24 protein-coding genes and 3 pseudogenes are annotated in these 25,570 nt (G+C 69.1%); 14 read left to right on the top strand and 13 right to left on the bottom strand.

Annotation, left to right across the window (positions count from 1 at the left end; all coding sequences use genetic code 11):
* Positions 1–246: 246 nt before the first annotated feature.
* The 4 genes from RLT57_RS16480 to bldG all read right to left on the bottom strand — a co-directional run bounded on the left by RLT57_RS16480 (position 247) and on the right by bldG (position 3,618).
* Positions 247–1,824 carry a class I SAM-dependent methyltransferase gene (locus RLT57_RS16480; RefSeq protein WP_311298163.1) on the bottom strand — a complete coding sequence of 526 codons (1,578 nt, stop codon included), beginning with the start codon at positions 1,822–1,824 and terminating at the stop codon, positions 247–249.
* A 169-nt stretch (positions 1,825–1,993) separates the two neighbouring features.
* Positions 1,994–2,578: a small secreted protein gene (locus RLT57_RS16475; protein WP_311298162.1), complete on the bottom strand. Its 585-nt coding sequence runs from the start codon at positions 2,576–2,578 to the stop codon at positions 1,994–1,996.
* 190 nt (positions 2,579–2,768) lie between these two features.
* Positions 2,769–3,182 carry an ATP-binding protein gene (locus RLT57_RS16470; RefSeq protein WP_311298161.1) on the bottom strand — a complete coding sequence of 138 codons (414 nt, stop codon included), beginning with the start codon at positions 3,180–3,182 and terminating at the stop codon, positions 2,769–2,771.
* A 94-nt stretch (positions 3,183–3,276) separates the two neighbouring features.
* A complete protein-coding gene (gene bldG / locus RLT57_RS16465) occupies positions 3,277–3,618 on the bottom strand; it encodes an anti-sigma factor antagonist BldG (protein WP_031520166.1) in 342 nt (113 codons plus the stop codon).
* A 212-nt stretch (positions 3,619–3,830) separates the two neighbouring features.
* Here bldG and RLT57_RS16460 point away from each other — a divergent pair, with 212 nt between their 5' ends.
* Entirely contained in the window at positions 3,831–6,380 is a 2,550-nt protein-coding gene (locus RLT57_RS16460) for a DEAD/DEAH box helicase (RefSeq protein WP_311298160.1), read from the top strand.
* A gap of 39 nt (positions 6,381–6,419) precedes the next feature.
* On the opposite strand, the pseudogene RLT57_RS16455 reads toward RLT57_RS16460, so the two are convergent.
* The 3 genes and pseudogenes from RLT57_RS16455 to RLT57_RS16445 all read right to left on the bottom strand — a co-directional run.
* A pseudogene (locus tag RLT57_RS16455) lies at positions 6,420–6,644 on the bottom strand (Rv3654c family TadE-like protein); the annotation flags it as partial.
* Between the two features lie 134 nt (positions 6,645–6,778).
* A complete protein-coding gene (locus tag RLT57_RS16450; RefSeq protein WP_399128802.1) occupies positions 6,779–7,096 on the bottom strand; it encodes a TadE family type IV pilus minor pilin in 318 nt (105 codons plus the stop codon).
* A gap of 67 nt (positions 7,097–7,163) precedes the next feature.
* Positions 7,164–7,274 (bottom strand): annotated as a pseudogene (locus tag RLT57_RS16445) (DUF4244 domain-containing protein); the annotation flags it as partial.
* Between the two features lie 168 nt (positions 7,275–7,442).
* Between RLT57_RS16445 and RLT57_RS16440 the strand changes: the two are divergent.
* From RLT57_RS16440 to RLT57_RS16430, 3 genes are read left to right on the top strand one after another with little or no spacing between them, the layout of a single operon-like run.
* Complete coding sequence (locus tag RLT57_RS16440; protein ID WP_311298158.1) at positions 7,443–8,537, top strand: tyrosine-type recombinase/integrase; 1,095 nt, start codon at positions 7,443–7,445, stop codon at positions 8,535–8,537.
* Positions 8,534–11,071, top strand: coding sequence for a tyrosine-type recombinase/integrase (locus tag RLT57_RS16435; RefSeq protein ID WP_311298157.1), 2,538 nt, complete (start codon positions 8,534–8,536; stop codon positions 11,069–11,071). The genes RLT57_RS16440 and RLT57_RS16435 overlap by 4 nt, the downstream gene beginning before the upstream one ends.
* Positions 11,068–11,652 (top strand): DUF6262 family protein, encoded by a 585-nt coding sequence (locus RLT57_RS16430; RefSeq protein WP_311298156.1) that lies wholly within the window; start codon positions 11,068–11,070, stop codon positions 11,650–11,652. Before RLT57_RS16435 ends, RLT57_RS16430 begins: the two co-directional genes overlap by 4 nt.
* A gap of 289 nt (positions 11,653–11,941) precedes the next feature.
* Here RLT57_RS16430 and RLT57_RS16425 read toward each other — a convergent pair whose 3' ends face one another.
* From RLT57_RS16425 to RLT57_RS16405, 5 genes and pseudogenes are all read right to left on the bottom strand, one after another.
* A complete protein-coding gene (locus RLT57_RS16425; protein ID WP_311298155.1) occupies positions 11,942–14,710 on the bottom strand; it encodes a restriction endonuclease in 2,769 nt (922 codons plus the stop codon).
* A 329-nt stretch (positions 14,711–15,039) separates the two neighbouring features.
* Positions 15,040–15,273, bottom strand: coding sequence for a hypothetical protein (locus RLT57_RS16420; protein ID WP_311298154.1), 234 nt, complete (start codon positions 15,271–15,273; stop codon positions 15,040–15,042).
* A gap of 177 nt (positions 15,274–15,450) precedes the next feature.
* Entirely contained in the window at positions 15,451–16,254 is an 804-nt protein-coding gene (locus RLT57_RS16415; RefSeq protein WP_311298153.1) for a type II secretion system F family protein, read from the bottom strand.
* Positions 16,251–17,228, bottom strand: coding sequence for a type II secretion system F family protein (locus RLT57_RS16410; protein WP_311298152.1), 978 nt, complete (start codon positions 17,226–17,228; stop codon positions 16,251–16,253). The genes RLT57_RS16415 and RLT57_RS16410 overlap by 4 nt, the downstream gene beginning before the upstream one ends.
* Positions 17,225–17,809: pseudogene (locus RLT57_RS16405) on the bottom strand (CpaF family protein); the annotation flags it as partial. The pseudogene RLT57_RS16405 and the gene RLT57_RS16410, both read right to left, overlap by 4 nt.
* A 36-nt stretch (positions 17,810–17,845) precedes the next feature.
* Here RLT57_RS16405 and RLT57_RS16400 point away from each other — a divergent pair.
* Both RLT57_RS16400 and RLT57_RS16395 read left to right on the top strand, forming a co-directional pair.
* Positions 17,846–18,232: a recombinase family protein gene (locus RLT57_RS16400; protein WP_311298151.1), complete on the top strand. Its 387-nt coding sequence runs from the start codon at positions 17,846–17,848 to the stop codon at positions 18,230–18,232.
* Positions 18,229–19,716 carry a recombinase family protein gene (locus RLT57_RS16395; protein ID WP_311298150.1) on the top strand — a complete coding sequence of 496 codons (1,488 nt, stop codon included), beginning with the start codon at positions 18,229–18,231 and terminating at the stop codon, positions 19,714–19,716. The genes RLT57_RS16400 and RLT57_RS16395 overlap by 4 nt, the downstream gene beginning before the upstream one ends.
* On the opposite strand, the gene RLT57_RS16390 is transcribed toward RLT57_RS16395, so the two are convergent.
* The gene (locus RLT57_RS16390) at positions 19,713–20,573 is read right to left on the bottom strand and encodes a hypothetical protein (protein ID WP_311298149.1); all 861 of its coding nucleotides are present in this window, start codon (positions 20,571–20,573) and stop codon (positions 19,713–19,715) included. The two genes, RLT57_RS16395 and RLT57_RS16390, sit on opposite strands and share 4 nt — an antisense overlap.
* A 169-nt stretch (positions 20,574–20,742) precedes the next feature.
* On the opposite strand from RLT57_RS16390, the gene RLT57_RS16385 reads away from it, so the two are divergent.
* The 8 genes from RLT57_RS16385 (at position 20,743) to RLT57_RS16350 (ending at position 25,544) form a co-directional block, all read left to right on the top strand.
* Positions 20,743–21,024, top strand: a complete 282-nt coding sequence (locus tag RLT57_RS16385; protein WP_311298148.1) for a helix-turn-helix domain-containing protein — start codon at positions 20,743–20,745, stop codon at positions 21,022–21,024.
* A gap of 20 nt (positions 21,025–21,044) precedes the next feature.
* A complete protein-coding gene (locus RLT57_RS16380; RefSeq protein ID WP_311298147.1) occupies positions 21,045–21,509 on the top strand; it encodes a hypothetical protein in 465 nt (154 codons plus the stop codon).
* Positions 21,506–21,844: a DUF6907 domain-containing protein gene (locus tag RLT57_RS16375; protein WP_311298146.1), complete on the top strand. Its 339-nt coding sequence runs from the start codon at positions 21,506–21,508 to the stop codon at positions 21,842–21,844. The genes RLT57_RS16380 and RLT57_RS16375 overlap by 4 nt, the downstream gene beginning before the upstream one ends.
* A complete protein-coding gene (locus RLT57_RS16370) occupies positions 21,841–22,182 on the top strand; it encodes a DUF6907 domain-containing protein (protein ID WP_311298145.1) in 342 nt (113 codons plus the stop codon). Before RLT57_RS16375 ends, RLT57_RS16370 begins: the two co-directional genes overlap by 4 nt.
* Positions 22,179–22,370 carry a hypothetical protein gene (locus RLT57_RS16365; protein ID WP_311298144.1) on the top strand — a complete coding sequence of 64 codons (192 nt, stop codon included), beginning with the start codon at positions 22,179–22,181 and terminating at the stop codon, positions 22,368–22,370. The genes RLT57_RS16370 and RLT57_RS16365 overlap by 4 nt, the downstream gene beginning before the upstream one ends.
* Complete coding sequence (locus tag RLT57_RS16360; protein ID WP_311298143.1) at positions 22,367–22,795, top strand: hypothetical protein; 429 nt, start codon at positions 22,367–22,369, stop codon at positions 22,793–22,795. The genes RLT57_RS16365 and RLT57_RS16360 overlap by 4 nt, the downstream gene beginning before the upstream one ends.
* An 89-nt stretch (positions 22,796–22,884) precedes the next feature.
* Entirely contained in the window at positions 22,885–23,139 is a 255-nt protein-coding gene (locus tag RLT57_RS16355) for a hypothetical protein (RefSeq protein ID WP_311298142.1), read from the top strand.
* Between the two features lie 5 nt (positions 23,140–23,144).
* Positions 23,145–25,544 (top strand): bifunctional DNA primase/polymerase, encoded by a 2,400-nt coding sequence (locus RLT57_RS16350; RefSeq protein ID WP_311298141.1) that lies wholly within the window; start codon positions 23,145–23,147, stop codon positions 25,542–25,544.
* The last annotated feature ends 26 nt before the right edge of the window (positions 25,545–25,570 follow it).

Here is a 25,570-nt window from a genome sequence, read left to right as displayed (position 1 = left end):
CTCCTTAGGGCGCGGTGCGCGGGACGGACTGCGCTCGGCTGCCGTGGCCGGGCGCTGTGTCAGGGCCGCTGTGGCGGTCACCGGGGCGGATTGCCCGGAACCGGCCGCCCGTGTCCGTTGCCCGGACCCGGCTGCCCGGGTGACGTGGCGGCGGCTGGTGTGCCCCCGCGGCTGACGCCTCGTAGGGCCGGGCCCACCTGTTGTGCGCGAGGGGCTCCCGGGCAGCCGCGGTCCGCCGCACGGCGGTCAGCGCACCGGTTCCAAAAAGCCCTGTTCGACCAGCAGCCGGATCGACTCCGGCGTGCGGTCGCGCAGTATCACGGGGTCCTCCCGCAGCAACTGGGCGATGGCGTCCACGATCCGGCCGGCCGGCAGCGTACCGTCGCAGACGCCCGCGAAGCCCGCGCCGACCGTGTCCACCTTGGTCGCCCGCCGCATGCCGCGGGCCGACCGCAGCACCACGTGCTCCGGGTCCTCCGCTCCCGGCAGCCCCACCTGCTCCTGCACGACGTCGGGGGCGAGGGTGAAGCGGGCCGCGAGCAGGGCCGCGTCGTCATGGGCGCGCAGGAAGTCCTGCCGGGTGAACCAGTCCGCGACGTGCGGCCCGAGCGGCTGCTCCACCGGGTGCGGCCACTCCTCCGCGCTGAACACGGGCTGCTCGGCACCGGACCTGCGCAGCGTGATCCAGCCGAAGCCGATCCCGTTCACCTTGCTGTGCTCGAACTCCGCCAGCCACGCGTCGTACCGCGCCGCATAGGCGGTCGGGTCGCCCCTGTGGTCGCCGCCGTCGCGCAGCCACAGCTCGGCGTACTGCGCCACGTCCTGCACTTCGCGCTGCACGATCCACGCGTCGCAGCCCGGGGGCACCCAGGAGGCGAGCCGGTCCCGCCAGTCCTGGCCCTCGACGTGCTGCCAGTTGGCGAGCAGCTGGCACCAGCCGCCGTCGTTGAGGTGCTCGGCGGACTGCTGCACGAGGCTGCGGCACAGGTCGTCACCGGCCATCCCGCCGTCGCGGTACGTGAGCCGACCGCCTTCGGCCGCGTTGCCGGGCGAGATCACGAACGGCGGGTTGGAGACGATCAGGTCGTACCGCTCGCCGGCCACCGGCTCGAAGAGGCCGCCCTGCCGCAGGTCCGTCTCCCCGGCCCCGGACAGCGCGAGGGTGAGCCGGGCGAAGTGCAGGGCCCGCGGGTTGACGTCCGTGGCGGTGACCCGGGTGGTGTGGCGGGAGGCGTGCAGCGCCTGGACGCCGGAGCCGGTGCCGAGGTCCAGGGCACTGGCGAAGGGCTGCCGTACGGTCAGCCCGGCGAGCGTGGTGGACGCCCCGCCGACCCCGAGGACGAGGTCGGCCCGGTCCACGCCGGGCGCGCTGCCGATGCCGGCCGCCCCGCCGACCGAGCAGCCCAGGTCCGAGACGATCCACCAGTCCTCGCCGCCGTCGCCCGCGTAGGGGCGTACGTCCACGGTGGCCCGTACCGCGTCCCCTCGGCTGTCCTCGGCGGCTCGGGCGGTCCGGGGGGCCTGGGCGGCTCGGGGGGCCGTTTGGAGCCAGCCGTCGGCCTCGTAGCGCTCCAGGTCCTTGAGGGCGGCGCGGGCCCGCCCGCGGGGGACGGCCTGCTGGAGCAGGAAGAGCCGGACCAGGGTCTCCAGCGGGCTGCCGCCACGGGTGGCACGCAGCGCGGGGACGGTCTCGGCCCGGGACAGGGCCGCGTAGGCGACCGCGCCGAGCAGTTCGAGGCAGCCGTCCGCGGTGAAGGCGGCGGCGCGCAGTTCGTCGCGCAGCGGGGCGGCTGAGCCGGGGGCGGGAAGGCGGGGCGTACTCACACCGTCATTGTCGCGGACGGGACAGGGCCCGGCGCCCGCAGCGGGGCCGGGCCCGCGCGAGGGGGGAGGGCTGCGGGACCGCGGGCCGGGCCGGGCGCACCGGTTCGGAGCGGTCCGGGCCGGACCGGTTCAGGCCGGACCGGTTCAGGCCGGACCGGTTCAGGCCGGATCAGGAGGCCGACGGGGAGGGGGAGACCGAGCCGGAGACCTGCTGGCAGCCGGGCTGTTTGGCGAGCGCGTTGCCGGTGTCGCCCTGGCGGAGGGTGTCCAGGGACGTCTGAGCGCTGGCGGTGGTCTTGTTGAGTGAGTCGGAGACACCCTTGAGGCCGTCGGCGAACTTGGCCTGGCTGCGGGTGTCGAGCCCGTCGACCTGCTTCTTCAGGCTCGCGTACTGCGAGGACAGGCCGGCGAAGACGGATACCGCGTTCTGCTGGAACTTCTGGCCCTCGTCACCGCCGGGCGCTGCGCCCGCCGCGTCGAAGATCCCGGACAGCGACCGGTAGGCCGCGGAGATCGTCTGGAAGGCGGCGGAGTCCGCGGTCTGCACGGCCTGCGGGCGGCCGCCGCCGTCCACCCTGCTGATCGCGGTGTTCGCGTCGTCGATCCGCTTGATCTGTCCGGCGGCCTGGTCGCAGACGCCCTTGGCCCACGCATCGCGCCTTTTGCCGGTGTCGTCGCTACCGCATCCCGACAGCGCCAGAAGCACGGCCGACCCACCGCACAGCGCGGCCAGGAGCCTGTTGTTCACCTTCACCGGATGGATCCCTTCCGTGGCCCTATCGCCCCGGAACTTACACGGATGAGGGGTACCGCTCCGCAAAACCTGACCCGGTCCGGTCGGATCTGCCCACTAATGAAGCCATTCGACGCAGCAGCGGACAACCGCCCGGAACCGCTCCACCCGCTGCCGGCGAACGGCGGGAAACACCGCGGAGGTCAGGCCTTCAAACCGTGACCGTGGGCCAGCTCATGCGGATCGTGCCGCCGCTGTCGCCCTCGATGACCTCGACGTCGTCCACCAGACCGCTGATCACCGCCAGGCCCATCTCGCCCTCGTCGTCGGCCGCCGCGTCGTCACCGGTGTCGGGCGCGGAACCGGTGGCGTTCCCCGGCACCTCGTCGACCACCTCGATGGAGAACTTCTTCTCCTCCTCGTTGAGCAGCACCCGCACCGGCTCCGTCACACCGTTGCTGCGATGCAGGCCCACGGCCCGGCTGCAGGCCTCGCCCACGGCCAGCCGCACCTCGTCGAGAGCCGCCTCGTCCACCCCCGCCCGGCGCGCCACTTGTGCCGCTACGAGCCGTGCGGTGCGCACATGCTCGGGCTGGGCGCTGAAGAGCAGTTCTACGGTGGGCATGGCCTGGCCTCCCCCTCGGTTCCATGGGTGGGCGTCACAGGGTTCCGGACGGTGACCCGCCCGGTACCCCTCTCGCGTCGGTCTCGGCTCGACGTCAGTCGGTGGCCGCGACAGCCTCGTCGACCGAGGTGTGGATGGGGAACACCTTGGTCAGACCGGTGATACGGAAAATCTTGAGGATGCGCTCCTGGTTGCACACCAGACGCAGCGATCCTTCATGAGCACGCACCCGCTTGAGGCCGCCGACGAGCACACCCAGACCGGTGGAGTCGAGGAAGTCGACCCCCTCCATGTCCACGACCAGGTGGTAGCTGCCGTCGTTCACGAGCTCCACCAGCTGCTCACGCAGCTTGGGCGCGGTGTACACATCAATCTCGCCGCCGACCTCGACGATCGTTCGATCGCCGACGGTTCGGGTCGACAGGGACAGGTCCACGGATCCTCCAGCACCTTGCATCGACGCGGCTCCCCCCAGAGCCCCTTCCACCGAACGGTAGTGGGGGCCTTCCCACCGTAAGGCAGGTAGGGGCCTCCCCACCGAAGGTAGGGGAAGGACCGGCAGCCGCGATGGCATTCAATCACTTCGCGGTGGGCCCGCACGACGGCTTACTGCGTTTGTCCGTCACACCGGTGACACACTGAGTGCCGATGGCCCAGGATCGTCTTCCTCAGTCGGCGCACGGTCGCCCGTCCCCCCGGACCGCTTTGGAGCGGCTCGCCGGGGGGGCCGACCGCGCCGTACGCATCACCCATACGGAGCACGTGCCCGCGCGGGTCGGTCGCCATGCGTCCTGGCCCGAGGGCATCCGCTCGGAGGTGGTCGCGGCCATTCGGGCGGCCGGAATCGACCGTCCGTGGGAACACCAGGCCCTCGCCGCCGGCCACGCGGCCCGCGGCGAGTCGGTGGTCGTCGCCACCGGTACCGCTTCCGGCAAGTCGCTGGCCTATCTGGCGCCGGTGCTCAGCGCCCTGCTGGACGGCGCCGGCGCCGGGGCGCGCGGCGCCACCGCGCTGTACCTGTCGCCCACCAAGGCGCTGGCGGCCGACCAGCGCCGCGCGGTGAGCGCGCTCGCCGCTCCGCTGGGCACCGCGGTCCGGCCGGCCGTCTACGACGGGGACACGCCCTTCGAGGAGCGGGAGTGGGTCCGCAGGTACGCCACCTACGTGCTGACCAACCCCGACATGCTGCACCGCGGCATCCTGCCGGGCCACGCCCGCTGGGCCTCCTTCCTGCGCGGGCTGCGCTATGTGGTGATCGACGAGTGCCACACCTACCGCGGGGTCTTCGGCTCCCACGTCGCCCAGGTGCTGCGCCGGCTGCGGCGGATCTGCGCCCGCTACGGCGCCGAGCCCGTCTTCCTGCTCGCCTCCGCGACCGCCGCCGACCCGGGGCGGGCGGCCGGACGGCTGACCGGGGTACGGGTCGCCGAGGTCACCGAGGACACCTCGCCGCGCGGCGAGCTCGCCTTCGCCCTGTGGGAACCGCCGCTGACCGAGCTCTCCGGCGAACACGGCGCCCCGGTCCGCCGCACCGCCACCGCCGAGGCCGCGGAACTCCTCACCGACCTCGTCCTCCAGGGTGTGCGCACCGTCGCCTTCGTCCGCTCCCGGCGCGGCGCCGAACTCATCGCCCTGATCGCCCAGGAACGCCTCGCCGAGATCGACGGCTCGCTTCCCGGCAGGGTCGCCGCCTACCGCGGCGGTTACCTCGCCGAGGAACGCCGCGCCCTGGAGCGCGACCTCCACTCCGGCCGGCTGCTCGGCCTCGCCTCCACCTCCGCCCTGGAACTCGGCGTCGACGTCTCCGGCCTCGACGCGGTGCTGCTCGTCGGCTACCCGGGGACCCGGGCCTCTCTGTGGCAGCAGGCGGGCCGCGCCGGGCGCGCCGGGCAGGGCGCCCTCGCCGTCATGGTCGGCCGCGACGACCCGCTGGACACCTACCTGGTCCACCACCCCGAGGCGATCTTCGAGCAGCCTGTCGAGTCCACCGTCCTGGACCCGGACAACCCGTACGTCCTCGCCCCGCACCTGTGCGCCGCCGCCGCGGAGCTGCCGCTCACCGAAGCCGACCTGGACCTCTTCGGGCCGGAGGCCGCCTCCCTGGTGACGCAACTGGTCGAGCGCGGGCTGCTGCGCCGCCGTCCGGCCGGCTGGTTCTGGACCCGCCGTGAGCGGGCCTCCGACCTCACCGACATCCGCGGCGAGGGGGGCACGCCCGTCCAGGTCGTGGAGTCCGCGACCGGGCGGCTGCTCGGCACGGTGGACGCCGGCGCCGCCCACACATCCGTCCACGACGGCGCCGTCCACCTGCACCAGGGCCGCACCTACCTCGTCCGGCGCCTGGACCTGGACGACCACGTGGCCCTCGTCGAACCGGCCGACCCGCCTTACTCCACGATGGCCCGCGACACCACCGAGATCCGCGTCCTGTCCGACGAGCTGGAGGAGCCCTGGGGTGCGGCCCGCATCCACTTCGGCTCGGTCGAGGTCACCCACCAGGTGGTGTCCTTCCTCCGCCGCCGGCTGCTGACCGGCGAGGTGCTCGGCGAGTCCAAGCTCGACCTGCCGCCGCGCACCCTGCGCACCCGGGCCGTGTGGTGGACGGTGACCGACGACCAGCTCGACGCGGCCCGCGTCCACCCCGAGGAGCTGCCCGGCGCGCTGCACGCGGCGGAACACGCCTCCATCGGCCTCCTCCCGCTCTTCGCCACCTGCGACCGCTGGGACATCGGCGGCGTCTCGGTGCCGCTGCACGCCGACACGGGCCTGCCCACCGTCTTCGTCTACGACGGCCACCCGGGCGGGGCGGGCTTCGCCGAACGGGCCTACGGCACCGCCCGCGCCTGGCTCGCGGCCACCCGCGAGGCCATCGCCTCCTGCGAGTGCGAGTTCGGCTGTCCTTCGTGCGTCCAGTCGCCCAAGTGCGGCAACGGCAACGACCCCCTCGACAAAGCCGCCGCCGTCCGCCTCCTGGACTGCCTCCTGTCGGCCGCGCCGGAGAAGCCGGCCGCCGCCGAGGACGCGGCCCGGGAGGCGGCGGGCGAGGACCCGGCCGGAAGGCCGGCCGCAGCCGGGGCCGGGCCCGCACAGGGCGGCACGGGCGACGTCCCGGGCGACGGGCGGGGGCGGGTCCTTCCGGCCCAGCCGGTCCCGCGCGGTCCGCAGGAGGTCGTCGGCGGCCCTCCCGGCGGCCAGTGACGGACCCGCCCGTGATACGGCCCGCACCCCGCCGGCCTCGGCCACGACGTCCACCACCTCCCCCGTCAGCCGGCAACCCCTCAGCTCCGCGCCTTGGGCCACCGCAACCCGGGCGGCCAGGGCGCAGGCCGTCCCCTGCCCGTCCAGGGCGTGATCGGCCGCGGCGAGGGCCGCCAGGTCGGCCGCCCCGCCCGCCCGGTGCCGGGCCACCACCGCGCGGTCCAGGTACATCACGGCGGCGAAGAGCGCGAGCAGCACACTCATCAGCCCGAGCGACCACACCGTGGCCGAACCCCGGTCGCAACGCCCCGCGGCCCTGCCCCGCACTCCGTCGGCCCGCACGCACTCGGCCATCACACGCTTGGCCCTCACACGCTCGGCCCGCACCCACCTGGGCGTCACGGCCCGCCACCTCCCCGCGTCCCCTCGACCGCGTTCTCGTCCAGGGCGTCGGCCACTGCGGTCAGCGGGACCGGGAAGCGCGGCAGCGGCACCGTGACCCGCACCCGCACCAGGTCCCCGTCCCGCCCGAGGCTCACCTCCGAGCCGCGGGGCGCGGCGGCGCGGGCCACCCGCACCACCTCGGCGGGCGGCTCGGACCGGGCCGCCGCCCGCGCTCCGGCCCTGGCCGCGTCCACGCACCGCACCTGCGCGGCACCCGCCATCAGGCCCCACACCAGGAGCGCGGTGAGTGCCACCAGTACCGGGATCACCATGGCCGCCTCAGCCGTGACATACCCGCCCTCGCTCCGGCCCGGCGGCCCCACCCACTCGGCACACCGCTCAGAACGGCACATGGAGGGCCTTCTCGATCACCCCGGTGAGCGCGGTCCGCACCGGCCCGCTCGTCACGATCTTGTAGAGCACGGCCGCGAAGCCGCATGCCGCGATGGTTATCTTGGGGGCCATCTACCTCTTAAGGCACATGAGTTATGTCATCTTATCTCTACGTGCCTTAAGGCTATCCAAGGAGTTTTAGTGACGTCTGTTGCGACCGTTCCACCGGCTCTCAGATTCAAGGCCGAGAGGGCCGTATCGCCGAGGAACGGAACGACCTTCTGGGTGGTGGTTGACAACCGCTACGAGCTGCACTCTGCCGCCAGTGCGTTCATCGCGTCCTTCAGGGATGAAGGCGACTCAGTGAACACCCAACGCACCTACGCGATCCGGGTCGCCCAATACCTCACGTGGTGCGCGATGTTCGGGGTCGACTGGGGTGATCCGACGTTCCGCCAGCTCAGCTCGTTCAAGTCGTGGCTGGTCGAGGAGCCCCTTCCGTCGCGGGGGCGGAAGCCGCCGACCGAGCGGCGGTACCGGAGCAAGGGCACGGCGAACGCCATCTTGACGACCGTGTTCGGGTTTCTTCGCTTCTGCGGGCTCCAGGACTACGCTCCGGCAAGCGTTGTCTCGAAGCTGACGGAGCCGAAGCAGCTGACCTTCGCTCCGCCCGCCCACGACCCAGGCGAGAACGGGCAGTTCCGCTCGATCAGCGCCCGCAAGCTCAAGTTCAAAGTCGCCGTCCCCGGATACGAGTGGCTCACTCGTGCGCAGGTGGACGCCATCATCGCCTCCGCGCTGCACGCACGGGACAGGTTCCTGGTGCACCTGATGGCCGCCACGGGCGTGCGAATCGGTGAAGCCCTGGGCATGCGGCGCGAGGACATGCACCTGCTGCCGGACTCGCGGACCGTCGGATGCTCCGTGGTGGGCCCACACATCCATGTTGTGCGGCGTGAAGACAACGCGAACGGCGCGGTAGCGAAAGCGCGGCAGCCGCGTTGGATCCCGGTGGACGAGGAGTTCGCCGGCGCCTATGCCGCCTACCAGCACGAGCGTGACGAGGTAACGGAGGCTGAGGGGTCGGATTTCGTCTTCGTCAATCTCTTTCGCGCACCGCTCGGGGCTGCGATGAAGTACCCCTCGACCTACGAGCTGTTCAAGCGTCTCGCCAAGCAGGCCGGGTTCGAGGCGAATCCGCACATGTGTCGCCACTACGCAGCCACCGAGTGGATCCGCGCAGGGGTGGGGCGGGACGTTGTGCAGGGCTTCATGGGTCACGTCTCGCCGGTCTCGATGAACCCCTACGTCCACGCCAGCGACGAAGAGAAGCGGAAGGCCGTCGATATGGTCGCCGCACGCCGGGAGGCCGTTAAGTGACCACCGTCGTCGCGCCCTCCAGGCTCATCGAGGCCCGCCAGCGCAGCCTCGCAGACCGCGTGGATGAGTGGACGGCGTGGCTCTGCGAGCGCGTCGATCGCGACTGGCGCCGCGGCGAGTGGCAGCACGAGCTGATGCTGTTCCGGGGAGACCCAACCAATCCCCTAACCGCGGTACGCAAATGCACCGTCGCGGCCTGCCCCACTCTCACCGTTGGCCGGACCTTCTGCACCGACTGCTCGCGGGATTTCGAGCGCCTGGGGAAGCCCGACCTGACCGAGTTCCAGACCAGCCATCAACCGAACCGCAACCGGATGTACGGGTTCGCCGCGATCTGCTGGGCTGCGAACGGCGACTGCGGCCGCGACAGCGCCACGCATGGGCTCTGCGCTGCCCACTACGCCCGTTGGAGGAACCGTTCGGGCCGCAGCCCCGAGCTGGAGCTCACTTCCTGGGCAGAGACCGAGGAGCCCTTCGCCGCGCTTCCGTCGTGCGCGGTCGGCGGATGCCTCTACCAGAGAACCGCGATCAACGAACTGTGCCCGGATCACCGCAGACAGTGGCGGGACCACCGCAAGGCCACAGGGGCGGCCGACAGCGAGACCGGAAGGAAAGCGTGGGCGGGGACCATGGCTCCCTACCTCCAAGCCCCGGACTTCTCGCTCGCCCCGCTGAGCGAGCTGGCTCGGTTGGAGCTTCTGTATGTCTTGCAGCGGGGCGGCCTGCGCGGCAAGAAGCTCGAACCAGCGCCGATCCGGTTCGCGGTCAGGCACCTGGCGGACCTGCCGAGCATCGCGCTGGCGGGTGAGTCCTTCCTCATGCCGAAGACCGGTGAGAGGAACTACGGCGGCAACCGCGGTGCCCTCCTGCGTGAGATCCAGAATCAACTGCGCTTCGCCCTGGAGGAGTTCCAGGGCATCAAGCCGACCGACCACCTCGTCTGGGACCTGACCGCCGTCGGGGTCGTGCGCCGGGACTCCAACCGCAAGAAGAGCCGTCGCAACCCCGGCACGATGGACTTTGGGAAGATCGAGGTGCTGTGGCTGCGTGACCTGCTCATGCAATGGGCCACCGATACGCATCCGGTCAGCCGAGACCTCTGGTTCCACTACCGGGTCTGCGTCCTGGCGTCCCAGACGCTGGCCCAGCGTCCCGGCGGGGGCAGCGATCCGGCCACGCTGAAGTTCACCGACATGGCTGCCGTGATCAAGTCCGTCGAAGCGATGACCAAAGCCGATGGCACGCCGCTGAAGTCGAAGAGCAAGGCGATCTACGCGACGAAGTTCTTCGACTTCCTTGAGTGGGGGCGCAACCACGACCTTCTGGAGGACCTGTCGCAGAAGTTCGGACGCCACAGGGACCACAACATTTCCTACCGGGACGAGGAGAACGAGGAGCAGATCGGGAAGAACATCCCGGAGTCGGTGATCCGGCAACTGGACGCGCACGTCGACCAGCTCGGCGAGGGGATGCCCTATGGCGCCATGGCCACCGAGGATGTGAAGGCCATGGCCAGAACCTTCTACTTCCTCCTGCGCGATACCGGCCGACGGCCCTACGAGATCGGCAGTCTGTTTCTGGACTGCCTTGAGAAGGACGGCGGGGACTGGCAACTCATCTGGGACAACCACAAGGCCGGCCGCTACCGGCGGCGCCTGCCAATCACGCAGTCGACGGTGGACATCATCCTGGCCTGGAAGAAGCTCCGGCTGGCCATGAACGTCCCTGAGGGAAGCCGTGAGTACCTCTTCCCGGCCCGCACCGCGGAGGGCGAATACGACCACCCTGTCACCACCGACATCTGGCAGTTCATCAGGAACTGGGCCGATGTCATTCCCGTCCTGGACTCCGAGATATCCGGCCCCGACGGCACCCCTGAGCCCTTCGAGCGGAAGCGCGTGATCCCTTACGCCTTCCGGCACTCGTACTGCCAGCGCCACGCCGACGCGGATGTTCCCCAAGACGTCCTTCAGTCCCTCATGGATCATGTCAGCCCGACCACGACGTCCGGGTACTACAAGGTGTCGCTCAAGCGGAAGCGGGAGGCGATCAAGGCCGTGCGAGCGCATGTCACCGACCGTCTGGGCAACCCGGCGCCCATGACCTCCAACCTTGCCTACGAACAGCGGTCGGTGGCCGTGGCCTGGGGCAACTGCATCGAGCCGAACAACGTGAAGGCGGGCGGCGCTGCCTGCCCGATCCGTCATCAGTGCGCCGGCTGCCCGTCCTACCGGCCTGATCCGTCCTATCTGCCGGCCATCGAGGACCATATCCGGGCGCTCAAGGCCGATCGCGAGGCTGCCCTGGATGCCGGGGTCGCCCAATTCGTGGTCAACAACTTCGACGATCAGATCGAGGCATACCAGGGCGTGAGGGAGAACCAGAAGCGCAGGCTGGAGGCCATGACACCCCAGGAGCGGCAGGAGGTGGAGGAGGCCGCAGCGGTTCTGCGCAAGGTCCGCGCTGGATCCAAGGCTCGAACCGTCACACTGGGGCTTCCGACCCTGGGGCCGCCGAAGGAGACAGCCGAGTGAGCGCCGAAGCCAAGCGCAGGCCAGCCGACGTCCTGCGCGAAGCGCGCCGCAAGGACAGCCAGGAAAAGCGGGCCCGCGTCCTTGCCCGCGTCGATGAGATGAAGGCTGCCGGCCAGGCCATCACTTGCGCCACCGTCGCAAGGGCGGCCGAGGTATCCGTCTGGCTCGTCTATCAGCCGGAAATCAAGCAGTACATCGACAAGGCCCGGGGCCAGCAGGAGCTCGCTGGCGACCGAGGTACTGAGACCGGCACGGCGGTGAGCCAAGGCAGTCTCGCGGTCGATCTCCAACTCGCGAGAGCCGAGCTGAAAGCCGTCGTCAAGGAACGAGATGAGCTCAGGGATGCGCTTCGGCGCAAGCTCGGGCAGCAGGTGGAGTCGGCGGCATCTGAAGACGTCGCTGCCCGCGTCAGGGTGCTGGAGGAAGACGCTCGTAGTCGCAACCGAGAACTTGCCGCCCTGAGTGAGGAACGAGACCGCCTTCAAGAGGAGCTGGCCGAAGCCCAGGACGACCTCATCGCCTCCAGGGAGGCACGGAGGCGCCTGATGCAAGAGGTCAATCGCAAGGATCCTGGCGAGTGACGAAGCGACGGATCTCGTGTCGGCACGGGGCGCCCTGCCGAACCGCCCCCACCTCCGGCAGCAGCCTCGCACCCAACCCTGGCGGGTCAGCCGGCATGACTGTCCCCCGCACTCAATGGACTTTGAGCAGCCAGCTCCTTGGAGTCAGAGGACGGGGCATCACCCGCACTGATTGATCCGAAGCGGAACTCCAAAAGCGCCACCTGGCTCTTAGACGGGATGTCGGGTCGCGACCATTGGTGACCAACACAAACTGGCGGCGGCCCCGCTTGGCGTCACGTTCAGGAATTCACACTGACAGCCGAATTCCCGTGCGGCCAGACTTTGCCTGCCCGGAGGCCACCAACCAGGCGTTCAGGATGCCAAGGCGCCACTTCCAAGTTCCTTCTGCCCAGTTAGCCACGCCGAACCGGGCTACTATCGCTTGCTGGTTTTCGATACTCACAGGCCCCTCCGCTGCCTCACTCAACAGGGCGGAAACATTTTGCTTGCTCAAACAGAGCATGGCTACGCTTTTCTCGGTCAGCTCATCTGGATTGCCGACGATTGCCCGCCCTTGCGCCGAAAGCACAAGCCCATCCGGCTGGCCATCAATCAGGCCAAGCGCCTGGGAGTCCCGGATGAGTGATGCACTTGACTTGCTTCCAAACTTTGAGCGAATATCTTCCCCGCTCTTTGCGCCATCGTGAAGGTAGATAAGCAGTGACTTCACCATGCTGGGCCGAACCGACGGAAGGAAAGTCCCGGCGGAGAAGGTTCCCCGCGTGAACGCTCGGTGCAACAAGAGTTCGTCCGATACTGACTCCTTTGAGCGAACTCTGTCACCCTCAACATCCAGCAGGCCCGCATATCTCACCCAGTTGACCATGACGCTCGCATAAGTCGACCAAGTGCTTGTGCTAGCGGTGATGTGAGGCAACTCTCGCTGAAGTAGTTCCGAGATGTCATCAAAGGTAACCGAATCCTCATTGGCGATGAGATCCAAAAGCCTGCCGACGAGGGAGTTACTGCGTAGTGCTCTTCTCAGGTAATCCCCGAGGCTATCCGATTCCAGAGCCGCTGCGGCCTCGGGGGACAAGGCAACCCGACCCGGCTGGGGGTCCAGGAGTCCCAAAAGTCGAAGCTCTCTTAGTTTGTTGTAAGTAGCAGTGGCATTTCCTCCAACTCGAGTAGTGAAACTGCCCATGTCCATTGGGCCATCTTCGGCGATCCTGGAAAGCAACGCGAAAGCAGGTCCAGGAGTGACGCGGAATACGAAGCGCGTCTGGAAGGGGATTCGATCGGTGAGAAGATATGCTTTGAATACGTCATTGTAGGTGTCGTATACATCACCAGAAAGGCGCAGGAGCTTTTTGCCCAAGAAATCATTGAGATTCTGAGTTAGGCGCTGAATAGAAACCTCTCCCTCCAGACGCCGAGAGAGCTCGCCTGCCGTATTTGGCATGTTTGCCGCGAGGGTCTTCAAGAGTGCCTTGTCTCCCTCTTCGAGACCCGCAAGATCCTCGTTGAAGAGATCTTCAGCACGCAATCCTCCCCGGCTCAGATTCGCTTGGCTAACCCCTTCCCGTGACATGCTGATCACGTGAGCGCAGACGCGCTTGAGAAGCCATGGGAAACCAGCAGAGAAGGTCAAGAGCGCCTCTGCCAGGGGCTGGGACACTGGAGCACCAAGCTCACTCGCCAGGCGGTTAAGGAGCGCACGCTCCTCAGGCGGGCTGAAATCGTCGAGGCGGATAGGCCTGCTGAGCTGGTTCATCTGTAGTAGATCAATGGCAGCACCCTCGTCGTATGTTGCCGCCAGGTCGTTTTTGCGAGCCATAATCCAAACAATAGGCAAATTGAGGCTAGTGCAAGCAATGAGAAGATCCAGGATTGCCTGGAACACTGCCGGCCGCGCCAGCAGAGCTTCGAACTGGTCGACCTGCAGGAGTGCTAGCTGATTTTGTGATTCAAGGTGCCTTCCGACGGATGCGAAGGCCTCCCCAATGTCATCCTGTCTGGCTGGGATCGAGATTTCCGACCCCGCAGAATAATTTACGAGCTCGACCAGTTCCGCAGCAATCAGACGCAAGTCTGCCGGAACGCGGAGGTTTCGCCCATCGACAGTTACAGCCGCGATACCTCGGCCGGACGCAGCGACCTTGAGAAGGAGCGAACTTTTTCCGACACCCGAACGACTTAGTACTTGTGCCGCGCGCAATGTCGTCGATCCACCGCTGATCTCAGCAAGAAATTTGTCGATCTCGATCAATGCAGCCTCGCGACCGATAAAACATTCTGGCGGGCTGGGAAACTTGTAATCAAACCAGCCGGATCCAGCCACCACGGCGGGAAGCGTCTGGGCCTCATTATCAGTCCTGACCTGAGGCGCCTGTGGTGCGAGAAGCCTAAGCTCCTTAAGATCAGAAACCTGATTCGACAATCTGGTGGCTTCCGTATCGCTAATAGCGATCCAGTCGCCCGCGAGCGAGAATACAGAGAACGCAGTGGCAGTCGACATCACATTTTGGCCCAAGCTCAAAACGAAGAAGTCGCCACGCTCTGCGACAACGATCCAGGCATCAAAAGCTTGCAATCCGGTTTCGCGTTGGACCTTGTCGCGAAGATGTGATTCGGGAATCCCGATCCCCCTTTCGGCCAGAAATCTGGGGATTTCATCACCAGCCAACGTCCGCAAGGTAATCCCAGCGACAGTAGCACCGGAGCTTTTTAGGCTCTCCAAATAATCGTTGGCTTCAGGAGTGAAGGGTGATGTCGAGATAAAGAGCCCATCCACTCCGCCAGCGCTCAGGGATAGCGGCAGGAGCTTGCCAACAAATGCGGACGCTTCCTTGCCCGACATGGACGCTTCATGCGCCTTGGCCTCACCAAATAGTTTGCGACTATGGAGTGATGAAGTCGCTTCAATGTCGTACTCGAGACTCGACCTCTTGGCACGCAGCTGCACATCTCGGTACCCAGACATCTCCACAAGCCTGGCCGTAAACCGTTCAAACAAGGTCCCCTTCTTGTTGCTCGTAAGCTCATTTGAGTCAGCATCAAAGAAGGCGATTTGCACGATCGTCCCGATCTGAGAGGTCAGATATGCCAGCGTTGCAGGTGAGTTGATGTTGGCACGAGTGCCCTGTGCTCGTCAGGGTTTTGACCCGGAACGTCCAGACCACGGGCCTGCTCCCCCGGTGGAGCGGCGTCTCCTGGCGAGGGCGGCAAGGCGTCCAGCGCGGTGCCACGCCAGTCACGAGCCTGCCGCTCATGCTCCACTCGGTCCTGCCTGCAAGGCGGCGTAGTCGTCGGCCTAGGCGCTCGACAGCGATGCCCACACGTACAACGTAACTCATGTGCCAGAAGAGCTCTTTGCCCATTGGCCAGCACCTTCGCTTGACAACACTAGATAAATTGAATCCCGACGGCGTACTCCGCCGTACTCATCCCGGCCTCCGCCACCGCCCGGCACCTCCCCACCCGCCGGGCCGCCCACGCCGTCCTGGTCCCGCCGCCCTTCACCCGCCGGGTCGCGGGCGTGCTGCGAGGCGCGTTCGCCGTGCTCGCCCCCACCGGACCTGCCGTGCTCGTCGTGCTCGTCGTGCTCGTCGTGTCGATCATGTTCATCGTGTTCGTCATGGGGTTTCTCCCGTTGTCGGTTGTTCCGCTGTCGGTTGTTCCGGCTCAGGCGCCGGTCGGGTCATGCGGTCAGGCAGTCAGGCAGTCGTTCGGCGATACGGCGGTGCACTGGCGCTGGTCGGGAAAGCGCGGGCCAAGAGCCGACGTGCTTCGCGAAAGGCCGGTGTCGGAGGCGGGTCAGTCCGCCCCGCCGCCCAGGACCCTTCCGGCCAGTCCCATCACCACCGGGGCGACACCGACCAGCAGGAACGCCGGCAGGAAGCAGGCGCCCAGCGGCGCGGTGGCCAAAACCGCGGCACGCCTGGCCCGGGCCAGGGCCGTACGGGCGCGCGCGGCACGACACTCGGCCGCCAGCCGGGCCATCTCCGCGACCGGTGCGCTCCCGGTCGTGGCGGCCCTGGCCAGGCACCGGCCCATTTCCCGGGCTGCGGGTAGCCGGCCGAACCGGTCCCAGCACTCCGCCGGCTCCGCTCCGAGCCGCAACTCGGCCCGCACCCGTATCAGCGCCTCTCCCAGCGGCCCGTCCAAGCAGCGGCCCACGGCCCCCGCCGCCTCCCCCGGCGTGGCGCCGGCGGCCAGGCAGGCGGCCATCAGGTCGGCGCAGAACGGCAGGTCCGCGTCCCCCGCCTCCGCGGCGCCGGCGAGTCGCCCAGCGGCCTTCTGACGGCGCTTGAGCCATCGCCCGGTTCCGGCCGCCGTCCCGATTCCCGCCAGGACGCCCAGCGGCCCGCCGATCAGCGCCCCGACCCCGAGCCCCGCGGCGACCACCGGGCCCCACCCCGTCAGCGGCCCACGCAGCCGCCGCAGCGTCTCCGCCGGCCTCCGTGTCCGGCACGGCGTCCCCAGCACGCTCCGCAGCCGCCGGATCCCCACGACCCGCTGCCGCGCCCCTCCCGCTGCCAGCAGCCCGGCGGCCAGCGCCGCCAGAACCGCCCCGGCTGTCCCCAGGCTGTGGACAGCCCAGCCCGTTCCACCCCTCACAACGTCCCCCTCCCCGCCGGGACTCTTTCGGCTGTCTCCCGCTGCGCCTTTCGCGCCCCGCGCTGTCCAACGGCGGAGCCGTCCTCGGCGTCCCGGATGATGCGCGCCGTCCAGGCCAGGCCCGCCCACTCCAGGGCCGCGCCTGCGGCCAGGCAGCACAGGCCGACCGGGGTGTGCAGCAGCACCGCCGAGGGCCGAGCGCCGAGCCCCGCGCCCAGGACGAGCCCGAACAGTGGGAGCAGCGCCAGCAGCACGGCCGTGGAGCGTGGGCCCGCCAACTGGGCCCGCAGGTCTTCCCGTTGATCGGCCTCGGCCCGCAGCGCGGCGGCCACCCGGTCCAGAGCGGCGGCCAGCCCGGCGCCACCGTCCACGGCGACCTGCCAGCAGGCGGCGACCGCGGCGAGCCCCAGGATGCCCTCGCGAAGCCGGGCGGCGGCCCGCAGCGCCTGCGGCACGTCCCCGCCGAAGCGGGCGGCCGACAGCAGCAGGCTTGCCGCACCGGCCAGTTCGGGGCCTCTCGCCCATCCGGCCGAATCCACAGCGTCCGCCAGCGCCGCGTTCGGCGGCCGTCCGGCCCGCAGATCCCCGGCCACCGTCCCGCACAGCGCGGCGACCGCCGCGATCCCACGGTCGGCTGCGGCCCGCTCGGCTCGTCTCCGCAAAGCCCGTCCCACCAGCGGCGCGCCCAGCACCCCGGCCGCCACCGGCAGCGGCGACCCGGTCGCCAATCCCAGTACCAGCCCTACCGGCAGGCACAGCACCCCGGGGCGCCCGGCAAGCGCCCGCCGCGCCCAGGCATCCAGCTTGCGCAACCGCTCCCCCGGCGAACGCCCGGCCCGGAACTCCACCGAGCCCACCAGCCGGAGCGCGCGGCGGCGCACTCCTGCTCCGGGGCGGGGCACGCGCGTCAGCAGCGCCACCGCGCACAGGGCCGCCGCCCAGGCGAGGGCCGCGGGAGCCGGTCCGGGGCTCATCGCACACCCGCCGCGCACAGGGCAGCCAGCCGCTGCCAGCCGGGGCCGCGGTCGACGCGGTCATGTCCGTCCCGGACCAGAGCGGGCACCGTGGTGACCAGTCCGTCGGCGCCACGCCGCAGGACATGGATCTCGGCGAGGCGGCGGCGCCCGGAGCCGTCCCGTACCAGGTGGACGACAACCGACAGGGCGGCCGACACCTGGCTGTGCAACGCGGCACGATCGAGCCCCGCGGTGCTGCCGAGCGCTTCGAGCCGGGCGGGCACGTCGGCCGCGGCATTCGCGTGCACGGTGCCGCAGCCGCCCTCATGACCGGTGTTGAGCGCACTCAGCAAATCGACGACCTCGCGCCCGCGCACCTCGCCGACGACCAGTCGGTCGGGCCGCATCCGCAGCGCCTGCCGTACCAGGTCGCGCAAGGTGACCTGGCCGGCGCCCTCCTGATTGGCCGGCCGGGTCTCCAGCCGGACCACATGGGGGTGGTCGGGGCGCAGTTCCGCCGAGTCCTCGGCGAGCACGACGCGCGCAGCCGGGTCGACCAGGCCGAGCAGACAGCTCAGCAGCGTTGTCTTCCCGAAACCGGGACTGGGGCATACCTGTTGCGGCAGACTGAGACCATGAAGAGCACCCAGGCTGGCGACGCCAGTACAGAGCCGCAGGTAATCCGCTGCTACGTGTACGCGCACGTCGCGCGGAGCAACCCTCTGGCTATCCAGCGACAGATCCAAGACGGGTACGCCCTCGCCGGATCGCTCTCCGGGCCGGGCGCCGAGTACCAGGTCGTTCGCGTCTTCCAGGACGACGGCGGCTCAGGGCGCTCGGCCAACCGGCCGGCCTACGAGGAGATGCTCGCCGGACTTGAACGAGGCGATGCCGCCGCGGTCCTCGTCTTCAGGGAAGACCGCCTCTACCGCGATCCCGACCTCCAGAAGGCGTACAGCGAAATCTCGAACCGGCTGGGCGTTGAGACCTACAGCGTGGAGTCTGGGCGGCTCGGCCGATGAAGACCCCCGACGGACAGCAGATCCGCGCAGTGATCTATGTCCGGATCAGCCAGGACCGGACCGGGGCCGGCCTCGGCGTCGAGCGGCAGCGCGAGGACTGCGAGGCCCTGGCCGAGCGCATGGGCTTCGAGGTCGTCAGGGTCTACCCGGACAACGACATCTCGGCGTTCAGCGGGAAGAAGCGCCCCGGGTACCGGCGGATGCTCGACGACCTCGATGCGGGCACCGCCACGGTCGTCATCTGCTGGCACACCGACCGGCTGCACCGCTCCCCCACTGAGCTGGAGGAGTACATCAGCCTCTGCGAGCGGCGCGGCATCACCACCCATACCGTGCAGGCCGGCGAACTCGATCTCGCCACACCGTCCGGCCGGATGGTGGCCCGCATGCTCGGCGCGGTCGCCCGCCAGGAGTCCGAGCACAAGGGCGAACGCGTCGCCCGCGCCCGGCTCCAGAAGGCACAGGCAGGCGAGTGGGCCGGCGGGATCCGCCCGTTCGGCTGGGGGCTGCCCACCGGGGGAACCCGCGTCGTGGCCGACAAGAAGACCGGTGACGAGATCGAAGTGCCGGTGCTCGACTACGACAAGGCTGTGCCGGGCGAGGCGGCCCTCGTCCTGGAGTCCACCGAGGACATCATCGCGGGCAAGTCCCTCCGCGGCTGGGTGCAGCTGCTCGCCGACAAGGGCGTGGTCTCCACGATGGGGAACCCGATCGGGACGATCGAGTGGCGGGACATCCTGCTGCGGCCGAGGAACGCCGGGATCGTCATCTACCGGGGTCAGCCGGTCGGTAGGGGCAAGTGGGACGTCATCGTGCCCGAACCGACGTGGCGGGCGGCCGTGGCGGTCCTGGAAGACCCCGCGCGGCGGACGACTCCAGGGAACCGGCCGAGGTGGCTCGGATCGCTGCTGTTCGAGTGCGGCAAGGAGGGCTGCCTCTGCCCCGGACCGATGAAGGTCTCCGGCACCGGCAACAAGGACCACCGGCCGGCGTACCGGTGCCAGCTCGGGCAGGTCACCCGCCGGGCCGATGTCCTCGACGACTATGTGCGGGATGTGATCCTGGAGCGCTTGTCGCGCCCGGATGCGGCGGGGCTGCTGCTGCCCCTGGCCGACGAGAGTGCGGTGGCGGAGCTGCAGGCCCAGCAGGTGGAGCTCCGCGGACGGCTGACCACTTTGGCCTCGGCCTTCGGGTCCGGGCTGGTCGATGCCTCGCAGCTGGCCGAGGGCTCCAGCGTGATCAACGCCCAGTTGTCGACCGTGCTGGCGCAGCTGGCCGCCGCCGCGTCGAAGGATCCGCTCGTGGACCTGGTGGGCACGGCGGACCCGTGGGCGGTGTGGAAGGGCATGGAGCTGGAGCAGCGCCGCAACGTGCTGCGGGCCCTGGTCACCGTGCGGATCAGGCCCGGCCGGCGCGGACGGATGCCCGACGGGTCGTATCAGGACATGGAAAGCATCGAGTTCGAATGGAAGCGGACGCCTTAATTCGGATCGTCCAAGGCCGCCAGTTTCTGATAAATCTGAGCGACGGTGGCTTGCTTTTCTTTTAGCGTCTCGATCAGCGTACTGACCCTTTCGGATTCTTGGACGAGCCGTTCAACCAACTCGGCGTCGGAGGCTTCCCGCTGTTCGACCTTCCGCCCATCCAAGTCAAGACCCTCCCCACGTTCTCTCGATTTTGCGACCTCGCCTTGAGAAACCTCGCCAGAGAAGGCGCCGCCGTGATACTGAGACGAATGCGGGCTCGCCGTCGAAGTCCGGTAGCCGGCTGGCCGCGAAGTCACGCTACCGCGCCCTTTCCTAGCTTCAACGAGGGCCGCTAGCAGATCTGCTACGGCGTAGTCATACCCCGCTGTCAGCTGCGACGGAGCCCCATACCTCTCGCATAGTTGACCAAATTCAAACACTGCACGCAGCCGCACTTCGATTTCTTCCGGAAATTGCTCTGTCCGCCCCATTTCACTGAGCGTCATTCTCTCGACCACAGATAGGTGATGTCCACGCTCCAGGCGTGAACGGATTTCCGCCCGCCGCTCCAAGGTGGGAGCATTTGGCTCTTTCACGGCAGACAGATACTCATCGAACAGTCCAGAGTCCAACTCGGTTGGCTCGCCCCCGTCGAGAACTTCTCGAAAGCTCCCCGCGAGCCAGCCGAGACTGGATTCAATCCTGCCGAACGTTGACGGCCAGCGCGTGGGCACCCGCCCGTCTTCGGCGTTCTGGATCGTCTTTGGCGACGCCGATGCGATCGCGCCCAGCTTCTCGCGGCTGAACCCGAGCCCCTCCCGGCGCTCTCGGATCCTGCGGCCGAGGCGCTCCCAGTCCGCCGGGTTCCACTTCACGACTCCTCCTCCTGGCAACGATTGGCAACGGCTCAACGGTACTTCCAGGTAACGAACTCGGCAACGATGCCTAGTTCGTTTCGGTCGATACCAGCAGGTGAGGGGCTTGTTTCCTGGCATCGGAGCCTCGATGCTTGCTTCATTGCCAGTTATTGCCTACCGTGAAGCCGTGCAGACGAACGGACTGAAGATCCGGCAGATGCGCATCGAGCGCGGCGTGAGCCTTGCCCGGTTCGCCACTGCCATCGGACTCAGCGGAGCCGGCCTCTCCCGCATCGAGCGGGGCAGTCGCTCGCCACGTCCCGAAACGCTCCTGAAGATCGCGGTGGGTCTCGGATGTCGCATCTCCGACATCACCATCCGCGAGAGCGCGACCGGAAACGACAACGCCCCCGGGTACCAGCCGGGGGCGCCTGTCCAGCAGCACACCAGTACGTCCACCAGCAAGTAGACACAGGACCAGGTACTGCCATGCCCCATGTTCCCACGGCGCCCCGCGCGACACCCAGCCAGAACAACCAGCCCGAGGCGACCGCCGAGACCGAGCCCATCACCGCGCGGATCGCCACGCTGGAGGCGGACCGCGCCGCCGCCCGCGCGGCCGTGGATGCGGCCACCGCCCGCATTGTGAAGCGGATCGAGGGCGCCCCGGACCCCGTCCTGGCCGCCGACCTCTTCGCGGAGAGGTTCACCGCCGGGGCCGCGAAGATCCTCGCCGAGAACAACGCGGAGATCCAGCGGATCGCCGCCGCGCTCGGCGCCGTCATCGTCGAGGTCGACCCGGCGAAGAAGCCCGCCGCTCTCAGCGACGTCGACATCGTCGGCTGGTATGACGCGGACCCGGAGCCGTGCCTGCTCTTCCCCGCCGGCCAGCGCATCGGGGAACGCCTCACCGCCGCCCGGCAGATCGCCGCCGAACTGGGGGTGACCGCATGAAGGTCCTTCCTGGCCACTACCCCTGGTGCTCGCGCCGTGAGTGCATCCGGCACGCCACGTCGGCCACCGAGCACCAGGGGCCGCTGAACGAGCTGCCCGCGCGAGGGCGCCACGGTGACCGCAAGCTGCCGCTGCTGCACTCGCGGCTGACCCACGTCCGCGACATGTGCCCCGACACGGAGATCAGCGTCACCTTCTACGACGAGGGCACCACCTACGACGCCGCCGAGGCCGACGAGCTCATCGCCGACTTCGAGACGTTCCTGACCGGCCTCAAGGCACAGCGCGCCCAGCTCGGCCAGGCCGCCCCGGCTGCGGAGCAGGTGACGGCATGACGACCGCCACCAAGGCCCTGCGGCATTTTCCGTGGTGCGCGCCCGGGAAGTGCGAGAGCCGGCCCGAGACCCAGTCGGCCGAGCACTACGGCCAGCGGCTTCTGCTGGACGCGCCCGACGGCATGGACATGGGCCCCGCCTACCTGCTGCACGCCGAGCTGTACGTGGACGACCGGTACAAGGGCACGAGTCTGTGGCTCGGAACCGGAGATCCGGACGACGACGAGGCCGTGCTGGACGGCCCGCAGCTGGACGCCTTCATCGCCCGCGTCACCGCCTTCCGTGACGGCCTGGCCGCGATGCGCGCCCAGCTCGACGCGAAGCCGACCGAGTCGTGACCGCCACCACGAAGGCCGCGGCGGCCGGGGACATCGTGCCCGGCCGCCCGGCCCGGCCCGGCGGCGCAGCGTACTGGCGGCTGGTCGAGCGCCACGCCAACGCCGCACCGCCCCTGACGGTCGAACAGCAGGCCGTGATCCGCATCGCCTTCGGCAGCGTCACCACCCGGACGGAGACAGCAGCATGACCGACGACACGTTCGACGACATCGTCACCCTGGCCGGCGACTCCACCGGTCTCATCGCGGCCGTGCGCGAGGCCAGCGCCGAACTCCTGCGCGAGACGCCCAGCGGAGTCGACGTCGTCGCCATCGGCCACCGCGCGTGGAGGCAGCTCACGCCGGTACAGCAGGCCCGAGCACTGGACCTCCTGTTCCACGCGTTCGTCCTCCAGCTCGCCGAGGAGGACCGGGCCACCCGGGTCGCCCAGGGCGCCGCGTCCGTGACCACCTACCTCAGCGGCGAGGAGGAGGTGGAACTGCACCGCGCCCTCGGGGAAGCCCGGCCGATCGACGACGACACGTCGGTCATGGTCAACGCCGTGGACCTGTCGAACGTCTTGGACGAGTTGGCTCTCGTTCGGCACCGCCTGGCCATGGCCAAGGACAGCTGACCCCCTGCGCGGCGCCGTCCGGGGAGGGGCGGCGCCGCGCATCCCGGCTTCATCTCCACCACCGGGCCCGCGCAGAAACGAGCACGAACGTGAACAGCAGTACCGAGAACAACAAGGTCACCGCGGCGCTGGTAGCCAAGTCCGATGAGGAGTTGGCGGCTTTCAGCGGGACGCTGGACGCGGCGCTCAAGGAAGCACGCATGGCCCCGCAGGGACTCGACCTGAACGAGATCACCGATGTCGCGGCCACCGCCCGGCACCTCCTCCGCCGCCGCAGGTCCGCCGCCGCAGCCCAACGCGCCGCCGCCATCGTCCGTGAACTCCTCGGCCCGGACAACGAGTGAGCGCCGTGGCCGACACCCCGGCCGCCCAGAAGGGTGCCCTCAACTGGGCGCTATGGCTTGCCGGGCAGGGGTTCGCCGTCTTCAAGGCGGATCACCCGACGCTGCCCAGGTGTGCCGGGGTGGGCCAGTTCCACGACCCGGCGACGTGCACCGACCGCGGCAAGCACCCGGCGGTCGCCTTCACCTACCGCAACACGAAGGACCAGGCCGAGGTGCGTCGCCAGTTCGGCGACGGGATCTTCAACGTCGGCATCTTCGTCGGCGGGTGCCAGGGACCAGACGGCAAGCAGCTCGTGGTCATGGACAGCGACCGGCCCCGCGCCCTGGAGGACGTGGCCAACGCCCTCGGTCACGAGCACACCCCCACGATGCGGGTGGTGACGGGCAAGGGACACCACGACTACTACTGGGCCCCGGCCGACGCCCGGCTCGGCAACAGCCTCGGCGCGCTCAAGGGCAAGTTCGACGGGGATGTCCGCGCGGGCAACGCCTACGTCATCGCGGCCGGCTCTCTGCACGCGAGCGGCGCCGTCTACACCCTGGAGGACGCCGCACAGCCACCGGTCGATGCACCCGAGTGGCTGCTGACCGCGTTGCAGGACCGTGGGAGCGCCCCGGCGCGACCGGTGGCGGGCGTCACCATCTCAGCAGACCGGTACGACAAGTACACCCGCAATGCCCTGCAAGCCGAATGCGACGCGATCGTCAACGCTCCCGAGGGCAACCAGAACAACCAGATCAACGCCAGCGCCTTCAGCATCGGCACGATCGTGGGCGCGGGAGGGCTCGGCGAAGGCGAGGCATGGGAAGCGCTGCTCTCCGCTGCCCGAGGCGGGAACCACCCGGAGAGCAGGGCGATCTCCGCGATCAACTCGGGCCTGCACAAGGGGATGTCCAAGCCGCGCCACCCATGGCCGCCGGTCTCCCGGCGCGACGACGAGGCCGAACTCCGGGCGCTTATCGCACCCGCCCCCGATGATGGGCAGCACGTCGACTGGAGCGACGCCGAGGAGGGCGTGCCCGAGCCCGAGGGACCGCCCGCCGACACTGCACCCAAGCCCATCCCCGGCCGGCTTCCGGCAGCGTTCTACGCGGCAAGGCCCGAGCTGGATCACATCCGGCAGGCGGCGCACTCGCGGAATCGTTCCGCCGACGTGGCCTTCTACTCCACCCTGGCCCGCCTCTCGGGCATCGTCCCCCACCACATCCGCGCCGACACCGGCATCGCCGACTATGTCTCCCTCAACTTGTTCGTGGCCGTCGTCGGCGGATCAGGCACTGGCAAGTCCACCGGCGTCCGCGTCGGCGGCCGACTCATCACCGCCCCGCCGGAGATGGACTTCCGTGACGGCCTGCCCATCGGCTCGGGTGAAGGCATGGCCGAGATCTTCATGGGCACCGTCGAGGAGGAGACCGGGGAGATCCACAAGAGCGGTCCGAAGAAGGGCGACCCGGTCACGGTCACAGTCCGCGCCCAGGTCCGGCACAACGCGTTCTTCTACGTCGATGAGGGCGCCACCCTCACCAGGCTCATGAAGGAGCGCACCGGGTCGACACTCGGTGAAACGATCCGCAGCGCGGCCGTAGGGCAGACCCTCGGACAGACCAACGCCAGCAAGGACAACACCCGCTACATCCCCGGCGGTTCGTACAGCATGGGCCTGCTCGTCGGCTTCCAGCCCGAGACCGCGGCCCCGCTCTTCCAGGACACCGCCGAAGGCACCCCGCAGCGCTTCCTCTGGGGAGTCGTCACCGACCCCACGATCCCGGACGACGCGCCGTACTGGCCCGGGGAGTTGACGGCCTGGCGCGACGCGATCTCACTGCCCGGCGGGTCGCTGATCAAGGCGCCCACCTACATCACCTTCGACCGGGAGATCACCACCGAGCTGCGGCGCGTCGACCTGGCCAACGCTCGCGGCGAGAAGCAGCCGGAGGGCACGGGGCCGCTCGACTCCCACGCGCCTGTCATGAAGATCAAGGTGTCCTCGTTGCTCGCCATCCTCGCCGGACGACTGCACGTCACGGTCGAGGACTGGGAGCTGGCGGAGATGGTCTGGCGCGCCTCCTGCGCCGCCCGGGACTGGGTCATCGCGTACAGCGAACGCCAACGCCAGGCAGACCAGGAGAAGCGCACTCAGGCCCGCATCGTCGAAGAAGTTCGCGTTGACCAGGCCCGGCTGGAAGCCGAGGAGACCCGGTCGGATAAGGGCGCCGACCGAGTAGCGACCCGGCTGGCCCTGTTGGTCCACCAGGGCGGCCCAGCAACGCGTAGCGCGCTCCGCACCAAGTTCCCCGGGCGCGACAAGAAGCACATCGCGGACGGGATCACCCTCGCCATGCTCCGCGACTGGGTCATCGAGGCCGACGGAAAGCTCTGCCCAGGACGGTCGCGCCCAACCTGACGCAGGGGGGACAGGGGGGACACATG

Source organism: Streptomyces sp. ITFR-21 (assembly GCF_031844685.1).
Classification (GTDB): Bacteria; Actinomycetota; Actinomycetes; order Streptomycetales; family Streptomycetaceae; genus Actinacidiphila.
The sequence above is the reverse complement of the archived record's forward strand: the minus strand, read 5'-3'. Positions and strand labels throughout refer to the sequence as shown.